At 70.9% G+C, this 25912-nt stretch carries 28 protein-coding genes; 16 read left to right on the top strand and 12 right to left on the bottom strand.

Annotated elements, in window-relative coordinates; translation table 11 throughout:
- Positions 1 to 43: 43 nt before the first annotated feature.
- Entirely contained in the window at positions 44 to 922 is an 879-nt protein-coding gene (locus tag SD460_RS20055; protein WP_290056106.1) for a hypothetical protein, read from the bottom strand.
- A 574-nt stretch (positions 923 to 1496) separates the two neighbouring features.
- Here SD460_RS20055 and SD460_RS20050 point away from each other — a divergent pair.
- The 5 genes from SD460_RS20050 (at position 1497) to SD460_RS20030 (ending at position 4967) form a co-directional block, all read left to right on the top strand.
- Positions 1497 to 2549 (top strand): C40 family peptidase, encoded by a 1053-nt coding sequence (locus SD460_RS20050; protein ID WP_290056105.1) that lies wholly within the window; start codon positions 1497 to 1499, stop codon positions 2547 to 2549.
- Positions 2550 to 2611: 62 nt separating this feature from the next.
- Positions 2612 to 3004, top strand: a complete 393-nt coding sequence (locus tag SD460_RS20045; protein WP_290056104.1) for a DUF6153 family protein — start codon at positions 2612 to 2614, stop codon at positions 3002 to 3004.
- A gap of 55 nt (positions 3005 to 3059) precedes the next feature.
- Entirely contained in the window at positions 3060 to 3602 is a 543-nt protein-coding gene (locus SD460_RS20040; RefSeq protein WP_290056103.1) for a DUF305 domain-containing protein, read from the top strand.
- A gap of 73 nt (positions 3603 to 3675) precedes the next feature.
- Positions 3676 to 4038, top strand: a complete 363-nt coding sequence (locus SD460_RS20035) for a BlaI/MecI/CopY family transcriptional regulator (RefSeq protein WP_290056102.1) — start codon at positions 3676 to 3678, stop codon at positions 4036 to 4038.
- Positions 4035 to 4967: a M56 family metallopeptidase gene (locus SD460_RS20030; RefSeq protein WP_318306502.1), complete on the top strand. Its 933-nt coding sequence runs from the start codon at positions 4035 to 4037 to the stop codon at positions 4965 to 4967. Before SD460_RS20035 ends, SD460_RS20030 begins: the two co-directional genes overlap by 4 nt.
- On the opposite strand, the gene SD460_RS20025 is transcribed toward SD460_RS20030, so the two are convergent.
- Complete coding sequence (locus SD460_RS20025) at positions 4951 to 7155, bottom strand: heavy metal translocating P-type ATPase (protein ID WP_290056100.1); 2205 nt, start codon at positions 7153 to 7155, stop codon at positions 4951 to 4953. The genes SD460_RS20030 and SD460_RS20025 overlap by 17 nt on opposite strands.
- A gap of 18 nt (positions 7156 to 7173) precedes the next feature.
- Positions 7174 to 8013 (bottom strand): DUF8832 domain-containing protein, encoded by an 840-nt coding sequence (locus SD460_RS20020; RefSeq protein WP_290056099.1) that lies wholly within the window; start codon positions 8011 to 8013, stop codon positions 7174 to 7176.
- A gap of 226 nt (positions 8014 to 8239) precedes the next feature.
- Here SD460_RS20020 and SD460_RS20015 point away from each other — a divergent pair, with 226 nt between their 5' ends.
- A complete protein-coding gene (locus SD460_RS20015) occupies positions 8240 to 8689 on the top strand; it encodes a DUF1931 family protein (protein ID WP_290056098.1) in 450 nt (149 codons plus the stop codon).
- Here SD460_RS20015 and SD460_RS20010 read toward each other — a convergent pair.
- From SD460_RS20010 to SD460_RS19975, 8 genes are all read right to left on the bottom strand, one after another.
- Positions 8682 to 9473, bottom strand: coding sequence for a 2-keto-4-pentenoate hydratase (locus tag SD460_RS20010; protein WP_318306501.1), 792 nt, complete (start codon positions 9471 to 9473; stop codon positions 8682 to 8684). The two genes, SD460_RS20015 and SD460_RS20010, sit on opposite strands and share 8 nt — an antisense overlap.
- A gap of 45 nt (positions 9474 to 9518) precedes the next feature.
- The gene (locus SD460_RS20005; protein WP_318306500.1) at positions 9519 to 10070 is read right to left on the bottom strand and encodes a flavin reductase family protein; all 552 of its coding nucleotides are present in this window, start codon (positions 10068 to 10070) and stop codon (positions 9519 to 9521) included.
- Between the two features lie 23 nt (positions 10071 to 10093).
- Entirely contained in the window at positions 10094 to 11881 is a 1788-nt protein-coding gene (locus SD460_RS20000; protein ID WP_318306499.1) for an electron transfer flavoprotein, read from the bottom strand.
- Entirely contained in the window at positions 11878 to 12135 is a 258-nt protein-coding gene (locus tag SD460_RS19995) for a rubredoxin (protein ID WP_290057902.1), read from the bottom strand. Before SD460_RS19995 ends, SD460_RS20000 begins: the two co-directional genes overlap by 4 nt.
- 85 nt (positions 12136 to 12220) lie before the next feature.
- Positions 12221 to 13036 carry a 3-(cis-5,6-dihydroxycyclohexa-1,3-dien-1-yl)propanoate dehydrogenase gene (gene hcaB, locus SD460_RS19990; RefSeq protein WP_290057903.1) on the bottom strand — a complete coding sequence of 272 codons (816 nt, stop codon included), beginning with the start codon at positions 13034 to 13036 and terminating at the stop codon, positions 12221 to 12223.
- Between the two features lie 5 nt (positions 13037 to 13041).
- Positions 13042 to 13314 carry a dihydrodiol dehydrogenase gene (locus tag SD460_RS19985; protein WP_290057904.1) on the bottom strand — a complete coding sequence of 91 codons (273 nt, stop codon included), beginning with the start codon at positions 13312 to 13314 and terminating at the stop codon, positions 13042 to 13044.
- 13 nt (positions 13315 to 13327) lie between these two features.
- Positions 13328 to 13846, bottom strand: a complete 519-nt coding sequence (locus SD460_RS19980) for an aromatic-ring-hydroxylating dioxygenase subunit beta (protein ID WP_290057905.1) — start codon at positions 13844 to 13846, stop codon at positions 13328 to 13330.
- Positions 13847 to 13851: 5 nt separating this feature from the next.
- Positions 13852 to 15240: an aromatic ring-hydroxylating dioxygenase subunit alpha gene (locus SD460_RS19975; RefSeq protein ID WP_290057906.1), complete on the bottom strand. Its 1389-nt coding sequence runs from the start codon at positions 15238 to 15240 to the stop codon at positions 13852 to 13854.
- A 168-nt stretch (positions 15241 to 15408) separates the two neighbouring features.
- On the opposite strand from SD460_RS19975, the gene SD460_RS19970 reads away from it, so the two are divergent.
- The 8 genes from SD460_RS19970 to SD460_RS19935 all read left to right on the top strand — a co-directional run bounded on the left by SD460_RS19970 (position 15409) and on the right by SD460_RS19935 (position 22352).
- Entirely contained in the window at positions 15409 to 15807 is a 399-nt protein-coding gene (locus SD460_RS19970) for an SCP2 sterol-binding domain-containing protein (RefSeq protein WP_290057907.1), read from the top strand.
- Positions 15808 to 16031: 224 nt separating this feature from the next.
- On the top strand, positions 16032 to 16661 hold the full coding sequence (locus SD460_RS19965) for a GntR family transcriptional regulator (protein WP_290057908.1): 630 nt from the start codon (positions 16032 to 16034) through the stop codon (positions 16659 to 16661).
- Between the two features lie 140 nt (positions 16662 to 16801).
- Positions 16802 to 17659 carry an alpha/beta fold hydrolase gene (locus tag SD460_RS19960; protein ID WP_290057909.1) on the top strand — a complete coding sequence of 286 codons (858 nt, stop codon included), beginning with the start codon at positions 16802 to 16804 and terminating at the stop codon, positions 17657 to 17659.
- Positions 17659 to 19137 carry a 4-hydroxyphenylacetate 3-hydroxylase family protein gene (locus SD460_RS19955; RefSeq protein WP_290057910.1) on the top strand — a complete coding sequence of 493 codons (1479 nt, stop codon included), beginning with the start codon at positions 17659 to 17661 and terminating at the stop codon, positions 19135 to 19137. Before SD460_RS19960 ends, SD460_RS19955 begins: the two co-directional genes overlap by 1 nt.
- Positions 19134 to 19898, top strand: a complete 765-nt coding sequence (locus SD460_RS19950) for an SDR family oxidoreductase (RefSeq protein WP_318306498.1) — start codon at positions 19134 to 19136, stop codon at positions 19896 to 19898. The genes SD460_RS19955 and SD460_RS19950 overlap by 4 nt, the downstream gene beginning before the upstream one ends.
- Positions 19899 to 19908: 10 nt before the next feature.
- Complete coding sequence (locus SD460_RS19945) at positions 19909 to 20385, top strand: cupin domain-containing protein (RefSeq protein WP_290057912.1); 477 nt, start codon at positions 19909 to 19911, stop codon at positions 20383 to 20385.
- Between the two features lie 7 nt (positions 20386 to 20392).
- Positions 20393 to 21268, top strand: coding sequence for a VOC family protein (locus SD460_RS19940; protein ID WP_318306497.1), 876 nt, complete (start codon positions 20393 to 20395; stop codon positions 21266 to 21268).
- Positions 21269 to 21362: 94 nt separating this feature from the next.
- Complete coding sequence (locus SD460_RS19935) at positions 21363 to 22352, top strand: dihydrodipicolinate synthase family protein (RefSeq protein ID WP_290057914.1); 990 nt, start codon at positions 21363 to 21365, stop codon at positions 22350 to 22352.
- A 103-nt stretch (positions 22353 to 22455) separates the two neighbouring features.
- Here the strand turns inward: SD460_RS19935 and SD460_RS19930 are convergent, their stop codons facing one another.
- Complete coding sequence (locus tag SD460_RS19930) at positions 22456 to 23583, bottom strand: lytic transglycosylase domain-containing protein (protein ID WP_318306496.1); 1128 nt, start codon at positions 23581 to 23583, stop codon at positions 22456 to 22458.
- A 104-nt stretch (positions 23584 to 23687) separates the two neighbouring features.
- On the opposite strand from SD460_RS19930, the gene SD460_RS19925 reads away from it, so the two are divergent.
- Positions 23688 to 24632, top strand: a complete 945-nt coding sequence (locus tag SD460_RS19925; RefSeq protein WP_290063103.1) for a 3-carboxyethylcatechol 2,3-dioxygenase — start codon at positions 23688 to 23690, stop codon at positions 24630 to 24632.
- Positions 24633 to 24723: 91 nt separating this feature from the next.
- Positions 24724 to 25866 (top strand): LuxR C-terminal-related transcriptional regulator, encoded by a 1143-nt coding sequence (locus SD460_RS19920; protein WP_318306495.1) that lies wholly within the window; start codon positions 24724 to 24726, stop codon positions 25864 to 25866.
- Positions 25867 to 25912: the final 46 nt, after the last annotated feature.

Genomic DNA, 25912 nt, shown 5'->3' with positions numbered 1-25912 from the left:
GACCATCTGTCCTCAATGGATTTCCGGAGGTGGAAAGGGTTCGTCAGCTCGGATGGTCGTTGCCGTAGTGTTCGAGCCAGTGCAACGACCACGCACCGGCGGGCGGGGCCCGCCACGTGCGATCCGTCCCGGGCACACCGCTCCCGGCCCCGGTCACGGCGAACTCGCCACCGTGCTGGGCACCGGAACCCGCCGACAGCGCACCGCTCACATCCGCGGGTGGCACGCCGCCATCGGATCCCGGCCGCGGATCGGCAGCACCGATCCGCACCGAACCGGAACGTCCGGCCGCCCACCGGGCCGCGGCCCGCACGTCGTGCCGGCGTTGCGCGTGGGCCTGCTCGACCACGACCGGACCACTCGGCCCGGCAGCCACCGGTACCGAACCGAAGTCCCCGCGTGGCGCGGGGTTCCCCGGCGTGGCACCGCTGTCGTCGCGTGGCGCGGATTTCGCCGGCCACCCGGTCACCGCCCGCACCACCGGCGCGGTCACCGGTGCGGTGGCGCGCAGGACCGGCGAGGTCACCGGAGACAGCGCGTGCACCACCGGCGCGGTGACCGGCCGCAAGGCCGACAGCACCGGCTCCGCCGCGTGCAGCACCGGCCGGGTCACCGGCGCGATCACGGGCTCGAGCCCGTTCGTCACCGGCTTCACCGCCGGAGCCACCCGCGATGTCACCGCGTGCACCGTGCCCGTCACCGGCTTGAGCGCCGGTCCGGCGGGCTTGAGCAGGTCGTGCGCGGTGCTCCCGGCCCGGCTGAGCACACCAGGCCGGTCCGGCGGCGAACCTTCGGAAGCGTTCGCGGCCCCCGACACGGCCAAGGCCAGCAGGGTGAATCCGAACAACGCGCCGGCTACGACGAGCACCCGAAGAACGACCGGGTGCCCCACCGGTGTGTCATCCGTCAGGGAAGTATCCATCCATCTCACCCCCCTTCGAGTCTGGACTTCACCGTCAGTACTGGTTCGGGGCCCGAATCCCCCTCGGATGGGCGAGCAAACGATCTTTTTTTCTTTGTTTGAACGGGTTTATTGTCGCTGGCAACGGGTATGACCTGGGGTTTTGCAGCTCCGCAATACCGCCGAGGCCCAGACCGGCACTACCCGGACAAATCGCTGACGAACCGATGCGATGAGGGTGGTTCCGGCATACGACGTCACCCGATGGTGAAAATCGGTGACTCGACGGGTGGCCACCAGGGGCACCCACCGGCCAGGAGCACGACTACTATCGCACTTAGTAGCTCGCGGTGAACTCGTTGCGACACTTGGTGATCGTCGAAATTTCTTCACCCAAAAGGTGGACGGAAGCACGATCCGTTCGTAATCTGTCCGAGATCTCGCGGCCGATGCCGTTCCCCGACGGCGACGCGGGATCGCTGCCGGGATGCCGGACCACCACCGCGCGCGTCACCTTTTGCGATGCCGCGCGGCCTGGTTCCGGCGAAGAGGACTCCCTCCTGGCAGCCCTACGGCAAAGGAGAACTCCGCGACCGTGCAGTCGCAACCGATCAGGCGCGTGATGTCCGGCGTCCTCGCCGCGGCGTCGGTGATCACCCTCGTCACCGTCGGCCTCCCCCCGGCCACCGCCGCCCCCGTCCCCGTCCTGCAAGCCCCGCCCACCGGCTCCGACGCGCTCGCGAAATACCGCGAACTCGCCGAGCAGGCGGAAAGGCTCAACGAAGACCTCCTCAAGGCCCAGAGCGATCTGGACGCCAAGCAGGGAGAACTCGACAAGGCCACCGGCGACGTCAACGCGGCAAAGGAGCAAGGTGCCGCGGCCACCGAGAACCAGAAGAAGTACCAGGCCGAAGTGGACGAGTTCGCCGGCGCGTCGTTCACCAGCGGGGTCCAGCTGAACAAGCTGTCCGCGCTGCTGGCCGGTACGTCCACGCAGGACTTCCTGGACCGCTCCTCCGCACTGGAGGTCATCGCGACCGAGAAGAACGGCGCGATGGACAACCTCACCGGCGCCGTCCGGCAGGCCGATGACGCCACCGCCAAGGCCACGGACGCCGCGAAACGCGCGCAGGACGCGCGAGACGCCGCAGCGAAGCTGACCGAGGACATCAAGGCCAAGCAGAAGACGCTCAACGAGCAGATCGAGCAGATCAAGGCGGCCGACGAGAACCTGAGTGCCGCCGACCGGGCCGTCCAGCGCGACACCGGCGGCAAGGCGCCCAACGTCAAGGCTCCGACGGCGGCGGCCCAGACCGCGATCAACGCGGCCTTGAGCAAGCTCGGCAGCCCGTACGTGTGGGGTGCCACCGGGCCGAACTCGTTCGACTGCTCGGGCCTGCTGCAGTGGGCGTACGCGAAAGCCGGCATCACCCTGCCGCGCAACTCCGCGGCCCAGGCCCGGTTCGGCACCCCGGTGCCGCGCGACCAGCTGCAGCCCGGCGACCTCGTCGCCTACTACTCGCCGGTGTCCCACATCGGGATGTACCTCGGCGACGGCAAGATGGTGCACGCACCGACCAGTGGCGACGTCGTGAAGATCTCGCCGCTGCAGAGCCAGTACGCCGGTGCGACCAGGCCCACCGCCTGACCGGAGCGCCGAGGCGGGGGCATCGCGCACCTGAGTACTAACTTGCGTAGTACTGTGGCGCCATGGCAGCGCGCATCGGCCGAGTGCAGCAGGTCATCCTGCTGTGCCTGCTGGCGCTGGGCGTCACAGCGATGCACCACGTCTCGGCGTCCGGCGAGCCGGACTCCGTGGCAGCGATGTCCGTCGCCGCGAGCGTGCCGGCCACGGACACCGGCATGGGCACCGGGGAGCACCACGAACCCGGTCCCGGTGGCGCCCACGAGATGCTCCACCTGTGCCTCGCCATCCTGACCGTGGTCGGCGCGCTCTTCCTGGCCTGGCTCCTGCTCGTGCGCCGTCCGGGCACCGGAACCCACGCGCGAAGGAAGCGCCTGCGGGGTTCACCGGCGCCGGAGCGCCCACCGGACAGACCCGGGCGGACCATCCTGAACTCTCTCTGCGTGCTGCGGGTGTGAGCGGCCGGATCACACCAGCCGTTCACATTCCCCAGTAACCAGAGAAGGTTTTGTCATGCGGAAAAAGCTGTTCCTCGGCGCGCTCGCCGTCGCCTCCGCCGTCGTCCTCGGCGCGTGCGGCGGCAACGACTCGATGTCCGGAATGGACGGTGACCACAACGCCGACGACGTCACGTTCGCCCAGCAGATGATCCCGCACCACAGCCAGGCGCTCGACATGGCGAAGCTGGTGCCTTCGCGCAGCACCGACCCGAAGGTCGTCGACCTCGCCGGGCGGATCGAAAAGGCGCAGGACCCCGAAATCAAGCAGATGCAGGGGTGGCTGACCACCTGGGGCGCGAGCATGCCGGGGATGAGCCACGAGTCGATGCCCGGGATGATGCCCGCCGAGGACATGACGACGCTCGAAGGCAGCAAGGGCGCCGAGTTCGACAAGAGGTGGCTGGACATGATGATCAAGCACCACCAGGGCGCGGTCGACATGGCCGAGACCGAACTGAGCAAGGGCAGTAACCCCGAGGCGAAGGCGCTCGCCCGGAAGATCATCGACGCCCAGCAAGCGGAGATCACCGAGATGCAGGGGCTCCTGCGGAGCTGACGCCGGCCGCGGAGCGAGCCTGCGTGCCGCGGTGCGCAGGCCCGCCCCGGCTATCCTGGCCCGGGGAGGTTCCATGCGGCAGTTCGGCGAACTCGAAGCGGCGATCATGGACGTGCTCTGGGACGCGGCGGAGCCCATGCGGGTGCGTGACGTCCTCGACGAGCTCAACCGGGACCGCGACCTGGCCTACACCACGGTGATGACCGTCCTGACCAACCTGCACCGCAAGGGCTGGGTGGACCGCGAGATGGAAGATCGCGCGTACCGCTACCGGACGATCACCACCCGTGAAGAAGCCACCGCGCAGACGTTGCGCGACCTCCTCGATGCGGCCGGCGACCGCGAGTCCGTCCTCCTGCACTTCGTCAGCTCGGCCTCGGAGGAAGAGTCCGACATCCTCCGCCGGGCGCTGCGACGCAAGGCGCGCAAGCGATGATCCTGGCGGCGGCCCTGCTGCTCGGCGCCGTGGTCATCGGCTGGTGGTCACCGGCGGCGTTGAGCCGGCTCGCCGCGACCGGGGCCGGGCCGGGCACCGTCATCGCGTGGTGGCTGCTCGCCGCGGCCGGCGTCGTCGCCGGCGCCGTCGGCGGAGTGCTCCTGCTGGTGCTGCCGGGCCACGGTCCGGCCGGCGCGGTGCTGCGGATCCTCCACGACTGCTGGTCGACGGCCGGCCACGACGGCTTCCCCGCCCTCGACCCGATCGCCGGGCTGGGGTCGGTCGCGGTGCTGGGCGTGGCCGCCGCCCGCCTGGCCCGCCACGCGCTCGACCGCCGCCGGCGCCGGAACGTCCTGCACCGACGGCACCTGACGGCGCTGCGGCTGTCCGGCGACCAGCAGCCGCTGCCCACGTTGTGGCTGCCCGACGACCAGCCGATCGCCTACAGCATGGGCGGGCGCCGGCCGCTCGTGGTCGCCAGCACCGGGCTGGCCGACCGGCTCACCGAGCCGGAACTGCGTGCGGTGCTGGAGCACGAACGCGCCCACGTCCGCGGCCACCACCACCTGCTGACGAGCTGGGCCGAAGTACTCGGCCGGACACTGTGGTTCGTCCCGCTCATGCGCGAGCTGCCCGCCGCCGTCCGGCTGCTGGTCGAGCTCGCCGCCGACCGGACGGCCTCCGCACGGTGCGGCGCTGCGCCCCTGCGCTCGGCGCTCCTGCGGGTCCGCGCGGGCGAAGGTCCCCGGCGCGCGCTCGCGATGGCCGGGGGCGACACCGAGATCCGCCTGAGCTACCTCGACGGCGCCTCGGACCCGCCGTTCACCGCCGGCGTCAAGGCGGTGGCCGGCGGGATCGCGGCCTTGCTCGCGCCGCCCGCGGTGGCGGTCGCCCTGGTCGTGGGCGCCGGCCTCATCGTGTGCCCGTGAGGGTCTGGCTGGTGAAACTCCGCAGCCGCAGGCTGTTGCCGACCACGAACACCGAACTGAACGCCATCGCCGCGCCCGCGATCATCGGGTTCAGCAGCCCGGCCGCCGCCAGCGGCAGCGCCGCCAGGTTGTAGGCGAACGCCCAGAACAGGTTGCCCTTGATCGTCCGCAACGTCCGCCGGGACAACCGGATCGCGTCGGCCACCGCGCGCAGGTCGCCGCGGACCAGGGTGAGGTCGCTCGCCTCGATCGCGACGTCCGTCCCGGAGCCCATGGCCAGCCCGAGGTCGGCCTGCGCCAGCGCCGGTGCGTCGTTCACGCCGTCGCCGACCATGGCGACGACCTTGCCCTCGTCCTGCAGCCGCTTGACGACGTCGAGCTTGTCCGCGGGCAGCACCTCGGCGATCACCTCGTCGATGCCGACTTCCGCCGCCACCGCCCGGGCCACGGCCGCGTTGTCACCGGTCAGCAACACCGGCGTCAGCCCCAGCGCCCGCAGCCGGCCGATCGCTTCGGCCGACGTCGGCTTGACCGCGTCGGCGACCACCAGCACCCCTCGCGCGGCGCCGTCCCAGGCCACCGCGACCGCGGTGTGCCCGCGTTCCTCGGCCGCCGCCTTCGCCGCGGCGAGGTCCGCGGGAAGTGGCTGACTCCAGTCCTCCAGCAGGGCCGGGCGGCCGACCAGCACCGCGTGCCCGTCGACGATCCCCCGCACGCCAAGGCCTTCGACGTTCGTGAAGTCCTCGACCGCGGGCAGGTCCCGGGCTCCGCGGGTGATCGCGGCGGCGATCGGGTGCTCGGACGCGTCCTCGAGCGCGCCGGCCAGCCGCAGCAGCTCGGCCTCGTCGACGCCCTCGGCGACGTGCACGGCGGTGAGCGTCATCCGCCCCTCGGTCACCGTGCCGGTCTTGTCCAGCACCACGGTGTCGACGCGGCGGGTGGACTCCAGCACCTCCGGGCCCTTGATCAGGATCCCGAGCTGGGCGCCGCGGCCGGTGCCGACGAGCAGCGCCGTCGGCGTCGCCAGGCCCAGCGCGCACGGGCAGGCGATGATCAGCACCGCGACCGCCGCGGTGAACGCGGCCGCCGTGCCGGCGCCGCTGCCGAGCCAGAACCCCAGGGTGGCGACGGCCAGCCCGATCACGATGGGCACGAACACGCCGGACACGCGGTCGGCCAGGCGCTGGACCTCGGCCTTGCCGCTCTGGGCGTCCTCGACCAGCTCGGCCATCCGCGCCAGCTGCGTGCCGGCCCCGACCCGGGTGGCCCGCACGACCAGCCGCCCACCCGCGTTGACCGTCGCGCCGGTGACCGCGTCGCCTTCTCCGACCTCGACGGGTACCGATTCGCCGGTGAGCATCGAGGCGTCGACGGCGGACCTGCCCTCTTCGACGACGCCGTCAGTGGCGATCTTCTCGCCCGGCCGCACGACGAACCGGTCCCCCACCACCAGTTCGGCCGTCGGGATCCGCATCTCGGCGCCGCCCCGCAGCACGGCGACGTCCTTCGCGCCGAGTTCGAGCAACGCCCGCAGCGCGGCGCCGGCGCGGCGCTTGGACCGCGCCTCGAAGTAGCGACCGGCCAGGATGAACGTGGTGACGCCCGCGGCGACCTCGAGGTAGATGTTCCCCGCGCCGTCCGACGGCGCGACCGTCAGCTCGAACGGGTGCACCATCCCGGGCATCCCGGCGGTGCCGAACAGCAAGGCCCACGACGACCACGCGAACGCGGCGAGGACGCCCATCGACACCAGCGTGTCCATGGTCGCGGCGCCGTGACGCAGGTTCGTCCACGCCGCCCGGTGGAACGGCCACGCGCCCCAGGTGACCACCGGCGCGGCCAGCGTCAGCGAAATCCACTGCCAGTAGGTGAACTGCAGTGCCGGCACCATCGCGAGGAGGATCACCGGCACCGCGAGCACCGCGCTCGTGATCAGCCGTTGCCGCAGCGGGTCGTTTCCGGCCGGTTCGGGTTCTTCCGCCCGCGGCAGCGTCGCCCGGTACCCGGCGGCTTCGACCGCGGCCACCAGCGTGGCCGGGTCGAGGCCTTCGGGAACGTGCACCCGCGCTTTTTCGGTGGCGTAGTTGACCGACGCGGTGACGCCGTCGAGCTTGGTGAGCTTGCGCTCGATGCGGTGGGCGCACGACGCGCAGGTCATCCCCCCGATCGCGAGTTCGATCTCGGTCATGATCGGCTCCTTCCGCGGTCAGTGGCCGGTGGTGAGGGTGAATTCGGCGGTCCGCACGACGTCGCCGTGGCGGAAGTCGAGGAACAGCCGGTAGGTCCCGGCGCTGGGCACCTCGGCGGCGAACTTCACCTGCGGGCCGGCGCCGGGGGCGGTGTCCGGGTGGACGTGCAGGTAGGCGAGGTCGCCTTCGCGCAACGCGACCAGGTGCCCGTACGCGCCGAGGTAGGGCTGCAGGCCGGTGACCGGGACGCCGTCGCGGCTGACGCTCAGCGTCAACGGCGACGTCTTCCCCGCGGTCAGGTCGCCGTCGAGCTCGACGGTGTAGCCGTCGACCCGGGCCGTGCGGCCGGGCGCGAAGGTCGCGGGCCGGTAGTCCCCGGCGACGGACAGGTCGGTGCCGAGCGTCACCGGCTTCCCGCCGGTGGGCGCGAAGTCGGCGAAGGCGCGGTAGGACCCGGCCGCGGGCAGCGTCAACGGGACGCTCCAGGTGCCGTCCGGAGTCAGCTCGGGGTGGACGTGCCGGAACCCCGAGGTGTCCCGGCGAACCACGATCAGGTGCAGCTTCTTCTCGTGCTCGACGTCGAACGCGGTGACGGGCTCGCCGTCCGGGCCGGTGATGGTGAACGTGAACCGGTCTGGCGTCAGCTTCGCGTCGGCGAACGTGTAGCCGTCCATGCTGGACGCGAACCCACCGGGCAGGGAGTCCACCTCGGCGTTTTCGTTGTGCGCTCCACCGTGGCTGACGTTCTCACCGGCGGCAGCGGCTTCCGGTCCCGCCGCCTTCCCGACGACGAACCCACCGGCCGCGAGCACGGCAAGCGCTCCACCGAAGAGGGCAAGACGTACTGAAGTGTTCATGGTCGATTTCCCCCGATGAGGGCCGGCGGGCTCGTGGTGGTTCGGCTCATTCTCAGAAGGTACCCCTAGGGGGTACCCGTATCAAGTGACCGCCGTCTCGCCGCACCGCCTGCCGCCGCGGCGTCGTCCTGCCGGGTCGATCGGTCACGCGAATTTCGACCTGCCAGGCGCACGCGCGGGGACGGCCGCCCTTGCCACTGTGGGTGGTGGCCCGAGAGGAGGCCTGATGCCGGTCATGGGTGCGGCGAGGTTCGAACGGTTCTTCCGGACGGCCGCGAGCCTGGACGTCGACAAGAGCGATCTGAAACGGTACGACGAGTTCCTCGACCGCAAGATCTACGACCTGTTCGTGGTCGCCAAGGCCACGGCCAAGGCCAACGGGCGGGACGTCATCGAGCCGAGGGACCTGCCGATCACCAAAGGACTGCAGGAGCGCATGCACGAGTTCCTCAAGCTGGACGAGGACCTCGAAGTCGCGCCGCTGCTCGATCAGCTCCTGGCGCGCCCGCCGCTCGGGATCGCGCTCTCCGAAGACACCGAGGCGCGGCTCCCGGCCGTCGCCGGCGGGCTCAGCGTGGCGCTCGCCCAGGCGTTCAAGATCGCCGACCCGCGTGTCAAGAACCCCGGCTCCGACGAATGGGACCAGGTCTTCCGGATGTTCGACCTGCTCATCTGAACGCGGGCGCGAAGCCGACCCGCACCGAACCGAGTCCGGAGATCTCGGCGCGGAAGACGTCGCCCGGTGCGACGGGGACCATCGGGCCGAGCGCGCCGGTCAGCACGATGTCCCCCGCCCGCAACGGATCCCCGCGGCGGGCCAGCGTGGACGCCAGCCAGCGCGCGGCGGCGAGCGGGCTGCCGAGGCAGTCGGCCCCGCTGCCCGCCGAGACCACCGTGCCGTGGCGGGACAACGTCATCGTCACCGTTCGCAGGTCCACGCGGTCGAGCGGCACCCGGGTGCCGCCCAGCACGAACAGGCCGGAAGACGCGTTGTCCGCGACCGTGTCCACGATGGAGATGTCCCAGTCGGTGATCCGGCTGTCCACGATCTCCAGCGCGGGCACCGCGAAACCGGTGGCGCGCACCACGTCCGCCGCGGTGCAGTCCGGATCCGGCAGGTCGTCGCTCAGCACCAGCGCGACCTCGGCCTCGACCTTGGGCTGCAGCAGCCGGCCGGCCGGCACGGTCCCGCCGTCGGCCACGGCCATGTCGGCGAACAAGGTGCCGAAGTCGGGCTGGGCGACACCCAGCTGGCGCTGCACGGCCGGCGAGGTCAGGCCGATCTTGCGGCCGGCGAGCCGCCGGCCCGCGGCCAGGGCGTGCTCGGTGTTCAGCCGTTGCACCGCGTAGGCGGACTCGATGTCGCCGAAGGTGAACAGGTCGCGGATCGGCAGGCACGGCTTGCCGGCGCCGACGGCGTTCCGCAGCAGCTCCGCGGCTTCGCGGACGGCGGGGTTCACGGCAGCCACCGGGTCGGGCGGGTGCGCATGCGGTACCTCCAGGGGTCAGGCGCCGAACGGATCCAGGCAGAAGCCGGACCAGGCGTCGGAGTACTCCGGGTCCGCCGCGGGGCTCAGCAGGTGCCGGTAGCGGCCGGCGTGGAACACCAGCGGCTCGCCCGCGCCGTCGGCCAGGTGGCGGACCTGGCCGACGAACAACGTGTGGTCGCCGGCGGGGTGTGCCTCGACGATCTCCGCGGCCACCTGGGCCAGCGCCCCGGCCACGAGGGGCACCCCGGCGTGGTCGTCGAACCGCGGCCGCAGGTCCGGGTCCGGCCGGCCGCTGAAGTGCGTGCTGACAGCCTCCTGGTCCGCGGCGAGGACGCTGACGCCGTAGACGCCGCTGGCCAGGAGGAGGTCGTGCATCTTCGCGCGTTCGGCGATGGACACCACGACCAGGGCGGGCACCAGGGACACCGACATGAAACCGTTGGCGGTCATGCAGTGCGGTCCTGCCGGGGTCGGCGTGCTGATGATCGTGATGCCGGTGGCGAACCGGCCCATGGCGTCACGGAACCGCCTGGGGTCGACGCTCGCCGCCGGCGCGGCGGTACTCATGGTCCTCCTCGGGATTCGGGTTTTCAGCTGGCGACCGCGCCCGCCGTCGCCAGCAGCAGATCCAGCAGGACCCCCTCGACGTTCGCGGTGACGACGGTGTCGACGAGACCGGTGAAGGCGTCGAGCCAGGCGCCCGGGTCGACGACGACGATCCGGCCGGCGGCCTTGACCGCGTGGAGCGTGCCGAGGTCGTGCCGCCCGAACCCGAGGTAGACGGCGGGCGCGATGCTGCGGGCCAGCGGGCCGATCTCGAGCTGCGGAGGTGCCTCCCCCGCGGCGACCGCGGCGGCCGTCGCGACGAGCGCGATGCCCGGCGTCTCGGCGACGCGTCCGGCGACGCGGCGGGCCCCGGTACCCAGGCCCGGCCCGAGCCCGATGACCAGCCGGGCCGCGGCGAGCCGCGGGCCGTCCGGGCGCTCGATCCGGCGCTCGACCGCGGTGTACGAGGCGTCACCGGTCGCGGTACCACCGGCGAACTCGACGTCCGGCTCCCGCTGGTCGCGCACCGCTCGCGCGGTGAAGGAACCGGGCCGCAGCGTGCCCATCGACGGCGTCGAGTGCGCGATCACCGGCGCGACCACGTCCGCCGACAGGGCCGGCTTGAGCCAGAGCAGGTCGGGCTCGTCGGTGTCGGCGTCACGGACTTCCAGGGCGGTGAAGTCCCCGGTCAGGCCGAGCCCGAGCCGGGCGGCGACGCGCGGGGCGTAGTCGCGGCCACGGGCGCTGAAGGGCGCGATCACCGCGAACGGCGTGTGCGCGGCGATGGCCGTGCTCAGTGCGTCGGTGACCAGGTCCGTGCGGTAGTCCGCCGGCTCGGTGCCCCGCAGCACCAGCACCCGGTCGGCCCCGTGCGCGTAGAGCACGCGCGGGAGGTCGTGCGGCTGGTCGCACGGCAGCACCGCGACGATCGTGGCCTGCAGGTCGCCGGCGACCGAGCGGGCGCAGGCCAGCGCTTCGAGACTCGCCGGGTGGAGGCCACCGCCGGGCAGCGGCTCGGCGACCGTCCAGATCTCGCGCGACGGGGCGGCCACGACGACTTCGGCCTCGGGCTCGAGCGGCGCGAAGGCCGTCTCCAGCAGGGCCGCGGTGTCGAACCCCGCCCCGACGTACTCGGCCCGGCGTTCGCGCGCCTCGTGCCGGATCTCGGCCACGAAGGTCGGCGAACCCCGGGTGCCGAAGTCCTTCGGCCCTCCGCCGAGGTCCTCGGCGGTGAGGGTTTCGACGGCCGACGGGTTCGCTTCGGTCACCCACGGCGGTTCGGTACCCCGCCCGACGGCGACCACCGCGGGCAGCGCGACGGTCCAGGCTTCCCGGCCGACGTCGGTTTCGACGTCGGCGGCGAGCACCCCGTCGCCGATCCGCAGGTTCGTGGCCTGCGTCAGCTGCGGGAGCCCGGCCAGCTCCGCGACCTGCGGGCCGACCTGGGCGGTGCCCCCGTCGAGCGTCCACCGGCCGGTGAGGACCAAGTCCGGCCGCTCCCGGTCGACGAGCCGGGCGAGCGTGCGGGCCGTCGCCAGGGTGTCGGCGCCGGCGAAGCGGCGGTCGACCAGGTGCACGGCCCGGTCGGCACCGCGGCGCAGGGCGTCGAGCAGGGTCTCCGCGGCCGCGGGCGGGCCCATCGTCACGGCCACCACCTCCCAGCCGGTCTCCGCCCGCAGGGACAGCGCGTGCGCCAGCGCGTGCAGGTCCGGCGGGTTGGTGACGACCTGGTCGTCGTCCCGGCGGATCCGTTTCGTGCGTTCGTCGAAGACACCCCGGCCCGGCACCGGGACCTGCTTGAGGCAGACGAGGACGCGGCCCGGCGTGCTCACCCCTGCGCTCCCGCGTAAGCGTCGTCCTCGACGTCGTACTCTTCGCCCGGCGCGAGCATCCGGAACTCCTTCTTGCGCGCCCCGCACACCGGGCAGACCCAGTCGTCCGGGATGTCGGCGAACGACGTGCCGGGCTCGATCCCGCCCTCGGGGTCGCCGAGGCGGGGGTCGTACACGTCCTGGCAGACGTCGCAGATCCACAGCGCGGTGTCCGGATCGGCCTGGGTTTCTTCGGTAGCCACCAGCGTCTTCATCGACGCCTCCTTTCGAGGTGGACAGGAGACGGCCCCGGAACTCGGGGTTTCCGAGGCCGTCTCCTCGCTTGGTGCGGCGGGCGGATCAGGGCTCGAGCCCCGCCATGCGCGTCATCCCGCGCACGCCCAGCCCGCCGTCGCTGTGGATGATCGTGCCGGTGACCGCGGGCGCGCGTTCCTTCGCGGCGAGGAACGCGTAAGCCCAGGAGTGGTCCTCCGGCTGGGCGACGACGCCCAGGGGGTTGATCCCCTTGATCAGGCCTTCGATGTCCGGGACGTCCTTCAGCGACTGGCCTTCGCTGGCCAGCGCGGGAATCCCGCGCAGGTCCGTGATCGTGCCGCCGGGAGCCACGCCGTTGACCCGCACGTGCGGCGAAAGCTCGTACGCCAGCTCGGTCACCAGACCGCGGACGGCGAACTTCGACGACACGTAGAGCGGACCGCCGCCACCGGGGTAGAACCCGGCGTTGGAAATGGTGAGGATGACCTGGCCGCGGTTCTCGATCAGCTGGTCCAGCGCCGCCTTCACGGTCAGCAGGTTGCTCTTCACGTTGACGGCGAAGAGCTGGTCGAACGCCTCACCGATCTTGTCCTTCGGCAGCTGCGGGAGCTCCGTGAAGTAGTCGAACACGCCGACCGCGCAGACCACGGTGGTGAGCGAGCCGAACGCTTCCGTCACGTCCGCGACCGCGCGTTCGTTGTCCCACATGGAAGTCGCGTCGCCTTGGGTCACGACGACGGCGTCCGCGGGCAGTTTCTCCTGCAGGTCCCGCGCCTTCTCCGGCGAGATCTCGAGGATGCCGACCTTCGCGCCCTCTCGCACGTAGAGGTCGACCACGGCCCGGCCGATGCCGGATCCCCCGCCGGTGACCAGTGCGACCTTCCCGTCCAGGAAACCCATGGGAATCAGTCCTTTCCGAGCAGAGCCGACAGCGGGCGCGCGTTGAGCTCCGTCCCGGGGCCGTACGGGGTGTCGAGCAGCTTCGAGAACGTTTCGGGTGGCTGCCAGGTGAGGCTTTCCAGCTGCAGCGGGTCGAGCAGGGTCTGGAACCCGAGCCGGGGCGAGCTGACGAGGAGGCGTTCCCGCTGGCCGGTGCTGGTGTAGCTGACCTGGATCACCGTGAATTCGTTGGCGATCTGGATGATCGGGTCCTGGCCCTCGTTGTGGATGATGGTCACCGAACTGCCTCCGTCACATGATCAGGGCGAGGTTGTGCGTCATGATGGTGGTCTGGTCGAGCACGACCACCCGCTTGGCGAGCCGGTAGCCACCGGCCACCCGGCGGAGCACGTCGTGGCGCTCGCCGGAGAGGATGTCGAACGTCGCGACGTCGCCGCGGGTGCGGTAGAGCAGCAGGTTCGACTTCACGGCCACCTCGTCCGCCGTTTCGCCGGCGGCGACCCGGACGTTGGTCACGAAGTGCCGGGAGCGCGACGGCGGGTCCTCCGCCCACGCGTACTCGGTTTCCAGGCGCAGCACGCGCATTTCCATCGAGTCCCAGTCGTCGTCCATCAGGGTCATCCCCTCGACGATGTCCGTGTCGGCTTCACGCTCACGCGTGACCCGCAGCGGCACGACGTACGACAGGTCCTCGGCCACCAGGTCGAGCCACTCGCGGTACTTGCCCGCGTCGAGCAGTTCGGCTTCGGTGAACAGCCACTCGGTGACTTCGCGGACCGTGGCGTCGGTGATTTCCGTTGCAGTGGTCATGGTCGCTACGCCTCCGCCCGGGTGAGCGCTTCGGCCGCGGCGGCGTCGGAGACTTTGCCGTTTTTGTTGTGTGGCGCCGGGTCCGTCACCATCAGCTGCATCCAGTACTCCATGAAGTTGCGCTGGTTGGCTTCGGCGTAGTCCATCGGGAACGCCTTGCCGGGACCGGGCCAGTCGGGGTCGGGCTCGTAGACGCCGCGGCCCATCTGGTAGTTGAGCTCCATCTTCTTGGCGTACTGGGCACCCAGCACCCGGGTGATGCTGCGCCAGTTCTCGGCGTCGTCCTGTTCGAACGCACCGGAAATCCCGAACGTGCGCACGTAGGCCTGGTAGCTCTCCTCCTTGTACCAGTCCGGCGCTTCCTTCTCGACGAGGAAGAAGGACATGATCTCCATCTTGTCCGGGCCGAGCGGGTGCCACAGGCGGAGCGTGAGGAACGACGTCGGCGGCGAGACGTGGTCCTTCGACATCAGGAAGTTGCCAATCGACAGGTTCGGGAACACGGTGCCGTGGATGAACGCGACCGGCCGGAACACCTCGACCTGCTCCGGCGAAAGCCGGCGCTGCAACTGCTCGACGATGTTCTCCGGCATGCCCAGGAACTCGGGCAGCGGGATGCCCGGCGGCGGGCCGATGATGCCGAGGCCGTGGCCGTGCTCGGTGTGCACGTGCTCGCCGTAGAGCGCGAACTTCGGGTCCGGCGGGGCCAGCCCGAGTTCCACCATGGACCGGTGGGTCATCATCGTGTGGTAGGCGTCGCCGATGAAGTTGTCGGCGCCGAGCTTCCAGTTCGCGTCGACGACCCAGCGCTGCGGGGCGCCGACGACCTGCAGGCCGGCGTCACTGCGGTCCAGCACGATGTCGAGGTAGAACTTCATGTCCCCGAGGTAGTCGTCGAGGGACTGGGCGTCCGGGTCGAGGCAGCCGAAGATCAGCCCCTTGTAGGTGTCCAGCTTCGGGACGGGCTTGAGCTGCCACAGGGACTTGTCCAGCTTGTTGCCGTACGCCTCGCGCCCGGCGGGCACGCCGACGAGACTGCCTTTGTTGTTGTAGGTCCACCCGTGGTACGGGCAGCGGAAGTGGGACGCGTTCCCCATTTCGGCGCGGCAGACCTGCATGCCGCGGTGGCGGCAGCTGTTCAGGTGCCCGCGGACCTCGCCGTCCTCGTCACGGCAGACGATGAACTGGTCTTCCGAGATGTACCGGACGACGTAGTCGCCGCGCTCCGGGATTTCGCTTTCGTGGGCGAGGAAAACCCACGAGCGGCCGAAGACGCGCTCGCGCTCGGCGTCGTGCATCTCCGGGTCGTTGATGATCGCGGCCGGAACGGTCCAGTCGGCCTCTACGTCGTGCAAACCCTTCTCGAGGATCTGCCGGAGTTCATTCCTCAACATGTGACCGCCTTGGCATCGGACATCTTTGTCTCCTCCGAAGAATCGCGGGCCCACAATGAGCCGGGCCGCGGCGACTGCTTGACTGGATTTCTAAGATACTAGTATCTTCAGCCTCGTTGTCAAACCCCAAGTTGTCCGCCGCGGAGGCGAACCGAAGGAGAGCGCACCATGGGAACACCCGTCCTGTCGCCGGAGTGGATGAAGTCCTACGCCGAGCTCTGGAACACCACGGACGCCACACGTGAGGGCCTCAAGAAGCTGAGCATGGTCGTCGAATACCGGCTCGCGGAGGACGAGAGCCGCGCGGGCCAGATCGAGGTGAACGCCGGCGAGGTCGTGCGGGCCGGCGTCCCGGCCGAAGGCGTGAAGCCGGACTTCGTGCTGACGGCCAAGGTGGAGACCTGGCAGCGCCTCGGCGAGGGTGAGCTGCCCGCCGCCAAGGCGATGGTCACCCGGAAGGTCAAGTTCCGCGGCTCCATGTCGGTGGCGCTGGCCAACCTGCCCGGGCTCGAAGCCGCCATGAAGATGTTCGGTCAGATCGACGACACCGACTGGTCGGTGGACTGACCACGGCCGCGGGCACCTGAAGCCGGAGCGGGCGCCCGCTCCGGCTTCAGCACTGCCCCGGACGGCGCGAACCCCTGCTCCACCCGGCCCAATGAGCCGGTCACCGCGCGACAGCCTTCGCTTCGGTGCGCCACAGCTCGTCACTGACACGCTAGAATCTCGGCGTGATCACCAGTACGTCCGCACCGACCTTCCCGCACCGAAGGGCCGGATAGTCCATGCCCATGACCGCGTCAGTCACCAAGACGGATCAGATCTACCAGGCGCTCCTCGGCCAGCTGCTCGAGGGACGCCACCAGTTCGGCGAGATCCTCAGCACCTACGACCTCGCCACGGAATTCGGCGTGAGCCGCAGGCCGGTGATGGACGCGGTGATGCGACTGGCCTCGGCCGGGTTCATCTCGGTCATCCCGCAGGTCGGCTGCCAGGTGGCGGTCCCGGACGAACGCAAGGTGCGCGACCACTTCGCGGTGGCGGGCATCCTCGAAGGAGCGGGCGCGCGGCTGGCGGCCCTCACCGCCACCGACGCCCAGCTGGCCGAGATCGACGACATGCTGGTGCGCGGCACCGGCCCGGCCAAGCGGAACGACGCACTGGCCTTCGCCGGGGCCAACCGCGACTTCCACTCCGCCGTGCTGGCCGCGTCCGGCAACCAGCGGCTGGCCGAACTGGCCATGGACACCTGGGACCTCAACGACTTCTACCTCCAGAAGAACCGGTTGAGCACGGACCTGAAGCAAGCGCAGGGCGAGCACACCGCGATCGCGGAGGCGATCGAGCGCCGGGACGCCGAGCGGGCCGGCCGGCTCATGGAGGAACACGTCTCGCGGTTCTGGAAGTTCGTGGAAGTGTAGCCACTTTCACCTGAACGGGTGTCATGCCACTGGCCATGACGCCCGTTTTCTTTTTCCGTCAATGGGTGACATCTCCATCCGCTTGCCTCTGAGATTCTAGTATGCCAACATAGGAGGATGCCGCGACAGGAAGGAACGCTGTGGAGCAGCACATAAGCATCTGGGGTGATTTGGCGGGCGTCGAACTGCGCCAGCGGACCGTGGACGCGGCCGGCGTCGCCACGCGGGTGGTGGAAGCGGGCACCGGGCCGGCCCTGGTCATGGTGCACGGCACGGGAGGGCACCTGGAGGCGTACGCCCGCAACATCCGCGACCTGGCGAAAGAATTCCGGATCGTCGTCTACGACATGGCGGGACACGGCCATTCGGCCAAGCCCGACCGGCCCTACACGATCGATTACCTGAGCGACCACCTGATCGCGGTCCTGGACGCGCTGGGCATCGAAAAGGCCCACCTCTCCGGCGAATCGCTCGGTGGCTGGGTGGCGGCGTGGGCCGCGGCGCACCACCCCGAACGCGTCGACCGGCTGGTGCTCAACACGCCCGGCAACATCACGAACAAGCCGGAAGTGATGGCCGGGCTCAAGGAATCGAGCATGAAGGCGGTCCGCGAGGCGAGCCGGCAGAGCGTGCGCACCCGGGTCGAGTGGCTCTTCCACGACAAGAGCCTCGTCACCGACGAGCTCGTCGACCTGCGGCTGCGGATCTACACCCAGCCCGGCTTCGAGACCGCCATGCGCAACATCCTCGCGGTGCAGGACTGGGAACACCGGCGGCCGTACGTCTGGTCGCCGGAGTGGTGCGGCCGCATCACCGCCCCGACCCTGCTGCTGTGGACCGACCACGACCCGACGGCTTCGGTCGAAGAAGCCGCGCTCCTGGAGGAGCTGATCCCCGGAAGCCGCCTCGAGGTCATCGAGGGCGCGGGCCACTGGCCGCAGTGGGAGAAGCCGGACCAGTTCACCGAGACCCACATCAGGTTCTTGAAAGGAAAGTGATGACCGCACGAAACGGCGCCGCGTACCTCGACCGGCTGCGCACCCACAGCCCGGAGCTGTGGGTCGGGGCCGAGAAGATCACCGACGTGGCCGGGCACCAGGCGACGTCCGGCGCCGCGGCCGAAATCGCCCGCCTCTACGACCTGCAGTCCAAAACGGACCGCCTGCTCTTCGCACCCGAAGACGGGGACGGCAAGGCGGGTGTGCAGTTCCTGATGCCCCGCACGGCAGAAGACCTCGAGCTCCGCCGCGTCATGCACAAGCAGTGGGCCGACTCCACCCTCGGCATGATGGGGCGCAGCACGGACTTCGTCAGCGCGATGCTGGTGGCGTGGAACGCCAACGCCGAGTTCTTCGGCGAGGGGGCCGACCGGGTGCGCGCGTACTACAAGTACGTGCGGGACAACGACCTCTTCCTGTCCCACGCCTTGGCGGACCCGCCGGTCGACCGTTCGAAGCCGCCGTCGCAGCAGCCCGACCCCTTCACCTACCTCGGGGTCAAGCGCGAAACCCCGGACGGCATCATCGTGAGCGGCGCGAAGATGCTCGCCACGGCGGCGCCCTACTCCGACGAGATCCTCGTCTGGCCGTTCTCGCTCCGGAAGTACGGGGCCGAGGAAAAGCCGTACGCCATCGCGTTCGCCATCCCGGCCGACGCCCCGGGTGTCCGGCTGATCTGCCGCGAGCCGTTCGGTGGCGGGAACGGCTTCGACCACCCGCTCTCCAGCCGGTTCGACGAGATGGACGCCGTGGTCGTGTTCGACGACGTGCTCGTGCCCTGGGAACGGGTCTTCATCAACCAGGACTTCGAGCGGGTCAACAACATCTGGGCGATCAACTCCAACGCCTTCACCGGCGTCCAGACCTCGGTCCGGCTGCTGGCGAAGCTCCAGTTCGTCGCGGGCATCGCCAAGCGGGCGACGGAGATCGTCAAGACCGACCAGTTCCCGCAGGTCCGCGACGCGCTCGGGGAGATCACCACCTACATCGAGCTGACCAGGGCCGCCGTCCTCGCCGCCGAAGCCGGCGCGCAGCCCAACGACGACGGCATCCTGTTCCCCGACGTCCGGCCGCTGTACGCGGTCCGCAACTCCGCGAACCGCTGGTACCCGCGCGTCCGCGAGATCCTGCAGCAGATCCTCGCCGGCGGCCTGCTCTACCAGCCGGCCGACGTGAGCGCGTTCGACTCGCCGATCGCCGCGGACATCGCCCGGTTCTACCGCGGTCCCGACACGAACAGCCTGGACCGCATCGCGATCTACAAGGTCGCCGCCGATCTCGCGGTCTCCGCCTTCGGCGGCCGGCACGAGCTCTACGAGCGGTTCTACGCGGGCGATCCGCTGTTCCTCCGCATCAACACCCAGTTCAACCAGTACGACTGGACCGAGCCGCTGGGCCTGATCGACGGACTGCTGGCCACCTCGATCAAGGACTCCGGTCTCCTGCCCGGTGGTACCGGGGAGGGTGCGGCGGCATGACGGCCTACGGCCGCCGGGCACTGGTGACCGCCGGGTCGAGCGGGCTCGGCACGGCGATCGCGACGTCGTTGCGCGCGGACGGCGCCGAAGTCTTCATCACGGGAACCGGACCGCACACCGGCGAGGTGGCCCGGAAGATCGGGGCGGCGGGCTGGGCGATCGCGGACTTCACCCGACCCGGCGCCGCGGCCGCGGCGGTCGACGCCGCGCGGGAAACCCTCGGGGACATCGACATCCTGGTGTCGAACACCGGCGGTACCCGCGCGGCGAAGGCCACCGAACTGTCCACTCAGGACTGGGAACAGGCCTACCGGCTCGTGCTGGACAGCGCGATCTCGCTGACCAGCGCCGTGTTGCCAGCGATGTGTGCCGCGGGGTGGGGACGGCTGATCTACGTCACTTCGGTCGGCGTGGTGAAGCCGTTGCCGCTGCTGCACCTGTCCAACGTGATGCGGGCGGGGGTGGCCGGGCTCGCGCGGTCGCTGGCCGCCGAGGTGGCACCGCACGGCGTCACCACGCACGTCATCGCCCCGGCGCACATCGACACGCCGCGGCGGCGTTCGCTCGCCGCGGCGCGCGCGGCCGCCGCGGGCGTGCCGGCCGAAGAACTGGAGCGACGGCAGCTCGCGAACGAACTGCCGGTCGGCCGGTGGGGACACCCCGAGGAGATCGGCGAGCTCGTGGCCCACCTCTGCTCGGAGCACTCGGGGTTCCAGACCGGGCAGACCCACGTCGTCGACGGCGGGATGACCTCGACCTGACGGGAGAAGCGTGACGAATTTCGACCAGTGGATGGACAAGCTCCACGAAATGAAGGACTACGACCCGGAGCGGTCGATGCCCGAGCACCTGGTCACCCGCCCGGCGAGTGCCCGGTGGCTCGGGGAGGACGTGACCGGCAACCCCAGCCGGGTCGGCGTCCTCGCGGACGTGCCGGCGAAGGCGATGGAGTTCTACCTGCAGGAGATCCCGGCCGGTACCGCGACGGACCTCCAGCGCCACCTGCACGAGTCCGTGCACTGCGTGACCGAGGGCAGCGGCTACTCCGAGATCGGGCCGGAAACCCTGCGGTGGTCGGCCGGGGACTTCGTCTACACCCCGCCGTGGGTGTGGCACCGGCACTACAACGACGGCACCGGGCCCGTCCGCATGATCCTCGTCGAGAACTCGCGGCAGCTCGACGCGCTCGGCATCAACCGGCGGGAAAGCGCCGGGAACATCCCCTACGACAAGATGGACAGGAGCTGACCCACCGATGGGTATTTCTCAGGTGGCCCACGCCGAACTCGCCGTGGCCGATCTCGACGAAGCCGTCGGCTTCCACACCGACGTCCTGGGCATGCGGGAACTCGGCCGTGCCGACGGCGCGGTGCGGCTTTCCGTCGGCATCGACGGCGGCTGCGACCTGGTGCTGACCGCCGGCGGGACCGGGGTCCGGCGGTTCGCCCTGCGGGTCGACGACGTCACCGACCTCGACCGCTACGCCAAGCGGCTCGCCGAAGCCGGCGTCGCGACCGAGACCCGCACCGACGAACACCCCGGCGTGGTCCAGGCCCTGCGGTTCCAGGCGCCGTCGGGACACGCGATGGAGCTCGCGGTGCTTTCGACCGGGCCGCAGTACATCCACGCGTCGAAGGCCCCGCACCGTGGCGGCATCCGTGCGCTGGACTTCGACCACATCACCGTGCAGGCCCAGGACCCCAAGCCGCTGGTCGACTTCCTGGTGGAGCTGCTGGACTTCCAGGTGTCCGACATCTTCGCCCCGGCGCCCGGGGTGATCGGCGCGGCCTGGTGCCGGGCCAGCACCCTGCACCACGACATCGCGATCATCTCCACGCCCGAAGCCGGGAAGTCGCTGCACCACTACGCGCTCGGGATGGAGTCGTTCGACCACCTCAAGGTGGCCGCCGACGAACTCGCCCGCCACGGCGTGCCGATCGAGGTCGGGCCGGGCCGCCACGGCGTGGGCGGCAACGTCTACACCTACTTCTGGGCCGCGGGCAACCGCTACGAGCTGTCGGCCGAGATGCCGCGGGTGCGGCGCAACGACCCGGTCGTGTGGGACGACTTCCCGAAGGCGTTCAGCCCGTGGGGCCTGCTGCCGCCCGAGTCGTTCGGCCACGCTTCCTGACCCTCCCCTGAACCGGTTCGCCCGGCGGGCAGGGCAACCCCCCACCTGACCCGCCGGGCGGGCCACCTATTCCCCTTCGAACACGAGGAGATCCGTGGTGCAGAAGTTCGGTGTCGACGACCTGCGCGGCGTCATCGCCGTCACGCCGACCCCGGCGCTGCCCGGCGCGGCCGCCCTCACCGCACGGGACACCGTGGACCTCGACGAATCCGACCGCATGATCCGTGCGCTCGTCGCCGACGGCGTGGACGGGATCATCACCAACGGGACCCTCGGCGAGATGGCGACCCTCACGCTGGCCGAGTGGCAGGCCTTCGCCGCGTGCGTCGCCGACGCGGTTTCGGACACCGCGCCGGATCTGCCGTTGTTCGTCGGCGCGACCGCCCCCAACACGCGCGACACGGTCGACCGGATCCGCTTCCTGCGGGACCTCGGCGTGCGCGGCGTCATCCTCGGCCGTCCGATGTGGAGCGAACTCGGCGCCGACACGCTGCTCGCGTTCTACCGCGGCGTCGCGGGGCTGTTCCCGGACATGGCGATCGTCCTCTACGACAACCCCGAAGCGTTCAAGGGCCCGATCCCGTCGGCCGCCTACGCCGAACTCTCCCGCGTCCCCCAGATCATCGGCGCGAAGTACATCGCGATCACGCCGAAGTTCGGCGCCGACGTGGCGGCGGTCGGCGACCGGCTCCGGTTGCTCCCGCTGGAGAGCGACTGGCTCGCGGCGCACACGCTGCACCCCGAAACGGCGCTCGGCTGCTGGAGCAGCAGCGCCCTGTGCGGCCCGGAGCCCGTGCTCGCGTTGCGCGACGCGATCCAGGCCGGAGACGTCGACACGGCGCGGCACCTCACCCGCCGCATCGAGTGGACGTACGAACCGTTCCTCGCCAGGACGAACTTCCGCGAGTTCTCCAAGTACAACATCACCCTCGAGAAGCTCCGCTTCGACGAGGCCGGCTACGTCACCGCCGGGCCGGCGCGCCCGCCGTACCACGTCGTTCCCGCCCCCTACGCCGATGGCGCGCGGGAGAACGGGCGGCGCTGGCGCCGGCTCGTCGGCGAAGTCCGTGACCGGAACTCCTGAGATCCGCCCGGCACCGCGCTTGTGTGTGGCGCGGCCGGGCCCGCGGAAAACTGATGGCGCCGCCCCCACCAGCCGGGGCGGCGCCATCAGTCGTCACCGGACTTCAGTGCCCACCGAGGGAGCCGAGCAGCCCGCCCACCGCCTGCCCGGCGGTCGCGACGACGCCGTCCAGCGGCGCGGGCACACTGATCGGCAACCCGGCGACCGGCGCCGGGGCAGGTGCCGGCGCAGGTGCCGGTCGCGCGGGCGGGTCGGCCGGCGCGGGGGCCGGCTTGGCCGGTGCGGGCTTGGCCGGCGCGTCACCCGTCGCCGGCGGTCGCGGCGCCGCCGGACGGGCCGGAACGGAGGCCACGCTTTCGTCGTAGGTCGGATCTTCGCCGGGATAACCGGGTTCGTCCGGCACGGCGAACGAACCCGCGGAATAAGTGCGCGTCCACGCCATTACCTTGTTCAGGTAATCCTCGGAGTTGTTGTAACTGAGAATGGCGCTCCGCAGTCCGGTTCCGGTGTTCAGATCGCGATCGGCGGCGCAGAGGTACCGGCCGGCCGACTCCGTGGAATCGTAGACGTTCTGCACGTCCACCTGGCCGTCACCGGATCCGTCCGCGCCCCATTTCTGCCAGGTCGACGGAATGAACTGCATCGGGCCTGCCGCACGCGCCCATTGCCCGCTGCGCGCGTCGACCATCCTGGCGAAGCCCGGCGAACCGTCCAGGGCGGGACCGTAGACCGGCCGGACCATCGTCCCCCGCGCGTCCACGTCGCCGTGGCGGGCGTGGTTCGACTCGATCTTGCCGATGCCCGCGAGCAACGCCCAGCTCAAGTGACACCCCGGGGCCGAGCGGCCGAGCGAGCCCTCGGCGCGACGATAGGCGTCGAGCACCGTGGCCGGAATCCCTGTCTCCGCACCGGATCCGGTGGCGCCGCCGAGCCGGTGGCCCGCCGGAGCCGCGAGCGGGGCCGGCAGCGGCACACTGGGCAGCGTCGCCGGGAGTCCGGCTCCGGGCACGGACGGCCACGCCGGTTTCGCCTGCTCCGGCGGCCTCGCCGGCGCGGCGGCGGGAAAGGGCCGCCCGTCGGCCACGGGTTCGACCAGCAGGACCCCACCGCCGACCACGACCGCGCTCGTGAGCGCGACCGCGGTGCACGCGGTCTTGGCGACCCGGTGACGTTTCCTCTTTCGCACTGCCCGGTGACTGCCTTCGCTGCGATTCCCGATCGGCGCTGTCATGCCAGGTCCCTTTCCGTCGCGTCATCGAAACCGAGGACTGGTATGCTAAGATTCTAGCATGTTTGTGGCTGTGAGAAAGCCCTCGAAGAAAGGGTGGTGGGTCGATGCCCGTTGCCGTGTGCGCCCTGTCCCATTCGCCGCTGATGGGGTTCAACAAGCCGGCGAAAGCCGTTGAAGAGCGGGTCGAGAAGGCTTTCGACCACGCGCGGCGCTTCATCGCCGAGTTCGACCCGGACCTCGTGGTGCTCTTCGCGCCCGACCACTACAACGGCTTCTTCTACGACATGATGCCGCCGTTCTGCATCGGGACGCGGGCCACCGCGCTCGGGGACTACGACACCCCGGCCGGCGAGCTCTCGGTGGCCAAGTCCGCGCGGACGCTGGCCAAGGACGTGCTGGCGGCCGGGATCGATGTCGCGGTGTCCGAACGGATGTACGTCGACCACGGGTTCTCCCAGCCGCTGCAGCTCCTGTTCGGCGGCCTCGACCGCGTGCCCGTCGTCCCCGTCTTCATCAACTCCGTCGCCGCGCCGCTCTGCCCGGTCGGCCGCGTCCGGCAGCTCGGCACGGCGATCGGCCACGCGAGCACGCACCTCGACGAGCAGCGCGTGCTGTTCCTCGGTTCCGGTGGGCTCTCGCACGACCCGCCGGTGCCCCAGCTGGAAAACGCCACGGCGGAGGTCGCGGCCCGGCTGATCGACGGCCGCAACCCGACCCCCGAAGAGCGCGCCCGGCGGCAGGCCCGCGTGATCGCGTCCGGCCTCGACCTGGCCGCGGGCACGTCGTCGATGCGGCCGATCAACCCGGAGTGGGACCAGCAGTTCCTCGACGTGGTTTCGGCGGGCGAACTCCGGCTCGTCGACGGCTGGAGCACCGAGTGGTTCGCCGAGCAGGCCGGCCACTCCTCGCACGAGGTCCGCACCTGGATCGCCGCGTACGCCGCGATGGCGGCCCGCGGGAAGTACGTGATGAACTACCGGTTCTACCAGCCGGTGCCCGAGTGGGTGGCGGGTTTCGCCGTCACCACCGCCGTTTCCGCCGACGCCTGATCCTCCGAGCGCGCCGCCGGACCTCCTCCGACGAGCGGGTCCGGCGCCCGCGTTCCCCCGCCCGGCTTGAGAGGAAACCATGAAGTCAACGGTGACTCCGCCCCGGAACGGCTGCGGGCACCCCGTTCCCCACGCCGTCCTGCGCGAGGTCCGGGCGGTCGCCGTCCGAGCCCGGTCCGTGCTCGGCGGCGACCCCGGCCCGGACGTGCCCGACGACTTCCCGGCCGCGGAAGCGGCCTTGGCCGAGCTCGCCGGCGAGCTCGCCGCGGCCGGCCGCGCCGGCGCCGTCCTCGATCTGTTCATCGAGGTTTCCGAGGTCCGCGAACGGCTGCGCCAGGCCCGCCTCGACCTCCGGGTGCGCGTCCACACCGAGGTCCAGGAGGCACTGACCCGGCTGCAGGACGCGCGTTCGGTCGCCCGGCTCGCCGAGTGCGTGCCGGAAGCGGTGTGCCGCCTCGGTTTCGACCGCGCGCTGTATTCGGAGGTTCGTGAGTCGGTGTGGGTGCCGCAGTCGTGCACCGTCTCGGGTGACGCCGGCTGGGCGGCGGAGATCCTGCGGATCGGCCGCGCGGAGTCCCCGGTCCTGGACCGCACGGTCGTCGAGACCGAAGCCGTGCGCAGGCGGCGCGCGTTGCTCGTCACCGACGCACAACGCGAAGCGCGGGGGCTCCCCTGCCTGGTCGAGGCCGCCCGGCTGGAGTCCTATGTGGTCGCGCCCGTGGTCGGCGACGACGGCGTGCTCGGGCTGGTGCACGCGGACCGGTACGTCCAGGGGCGGCAGGTCGACGAGTTCGACCGCGAGGTGCTCGGCGCTTTCGCCCAGGGGCTCGGCATCGCGTTCCGGCGGACCCTGCTGGTCGAACGCCTGCACTCGCTGCGCACGGAGATCGGCCGGTTCACGATGAACATCGCCGACGCCATGGACCGCATCCTCAGCAACGGCCACCCGGCGGCGGCCCCGGTCATCGGCGACCCGGTGGTCCCGCCGCCCGGGCCGGTGCCGGTCCGGTCCTTCGTGGAATCGGCGCTGACCCCGCGTCAGCTGGAGGTCCTCCGCCTGATGGGCGACGGCCGCACCAACGCCGCGATCGCCACCCGGCTGACGATCTCGGAGGACACGGCGAAGTCCCACGTCAAGCAGATCCTGCGCAAGCTCGGCGCCGCGAACCGCGCGGAAGCGGTCTCGTTGTACCTGCGGACCCAGCAGGGCCGGGCCACCCCCGAGTCCGCCTGAGGCTCGCTGTTCCTGCGGACCCGGCCGGGCCCGCGCCATCCCCCGA

The organism is Amycolatopsis solani, assembly GCF_033441515.1.
Lineage (GTDB): Bacteria > Actinomycetota > Actinomycetes > Mycobacteriales > Pseudonocardiaceae > Amycolatopsis > Amycolatopsis solani.
The sequence above is the reverse complement of the archived record's forward strand: the minus strand, read 5'-3'. Positions and strand labels throughout refer to the sequence as shown.

Coding starts and splice junctions, on each gene's coding strand:
- SD460_RS20055 (WP_290056106.1), bottom strand. CDS start 922: ATGGATACTTCCCTGACGGATGACACACCGGTGGGGCACCCGGTCGTT.
- SD460_RS20045 (WP_290056104.1), top strand. CDS start 2,612: ATGGCAGCGCGCATCGGCCGAGTGCAGCAGGTCATCCTGCTGTGCCTG.
- SD460_RS20040 (WP_290056103.1), top strand. CDS start 3,060: ATGCGGAAAAAGCTGTTCCTCGGCGCGCTCGCCGTCGCCTCCGCCGTC.
- SD460_RS20035 (WP_290056102.1), top strand. CDS start 3,676: ATGCGGCAGTTCGGCGAACTCGAAGCGGCGATCATGGACGTGCTCTGG.
- SD460_RS20030 (WP_318306502.1), top strand. CDS start 4,035: ATGATCCTGGCGGCGGCCCTGCTGCTCGGCGCCGTGGTCATCGGCTGG.
- SD460_RS20025 (WP_290056100.1), bottom strand. CDS start 7,155: ATGACCGAGATCGAACTCGCGATCGGGGGGATGACCTGCGCGTCGTGC.
- SD460_RS20020 (WP_290056099.1), bottom strand. CDS start 8,013: ATGAACACTTCAGTACGTCTTGCCCTCTTCGGTGGAGCGCTTGCCGTG.
- SD460_RS20015 (WP_290056098.1), top strand. CDS start 8,240: ATGCCGGTCATGGGTGCGGCGAGGTTCGAACGGTTCTTCCGGACGGCC.
- SD460_RS20005 (WP_318306500.1), bottom strand. CDS start 10,070: ATGAGTACCGCCGCGCCGGCGGCGAGCGTCGACCCCAGGCGGTTCCGT.
- SD460_RS19995 (WP_290057902.1), bottom strand. CDS start 12,135: ATGAAGACGCTGGTGGCTACCGAAGAAACCCAGGCCGATCCGGACACC.
- hcaB (WP_290057903.1), bottom strand. CDS start 13,036: ATGGGTTTCCTGGACGGGAAGGTCGCACTGGTCACCGGCGGGGGATCC.
- SD460_RS19980 (WP_290057905.1), bottom strand. CDS start 13,846: ATGACCACTGCAACGGAAATCACCGACGCCACGGTCCGCGAAGTCACC.
- SD460_RS19975 (WP_290057906.1), bottom strand. CDS start 15,240: ATGTTGAGGAATGAACTCCGGCAGATCCTCGAGAAGGGTTTGCACGAC.
- SD460_RS19970 (WP_290057907.1), top strand. CDS start 15,409: ATGGGAACACCCGTCCTGTCGCCGGAGTGGATGAAGTCCTACGCCGAG.
- SD460_RS19965 (WP_290057908.1), top strand. CDS start 16,032: ATGACCGCGTCAGTCACCAAGACGGATCAGATCTACCAGGCGCTCCTC.
- SD460_RS19955 (WP_290057910.1), top strand. CDS start 17,659: ATGACCGCACGAAACGGCGCCGCGTACCTCGACCGGCTGCGCACCCAC.
- SD460_RS19950 (WP_318306498.1), top strand. CDS start 19,134: ATGACGGCCTACGGCCGCCGGGCACTGGTGACCGCCGGGTCGAGCGGG.
- SD460_RS19940 (WP_318306497.1), top strand. CDS start 20,393: ATGGGTATTTCTCAGGTGGCCCACGCCGAACTCGCCGTGGCCGATCTC.
- SD460_RS19930 (WP_318306496.1), bottom strand. CDS start 23,583: ATGACAGCGCCGATCGGGAATCGCAGCGAAGGCAGTCACCGGGCAGTG.
- SD460_RS19925 (WP_290063103.1), top strand. CDS start 23,688: ATGCCCGTTGCCGTGTGCGCCCTGTCCCATTCGCCGCTGATGGGGTTC.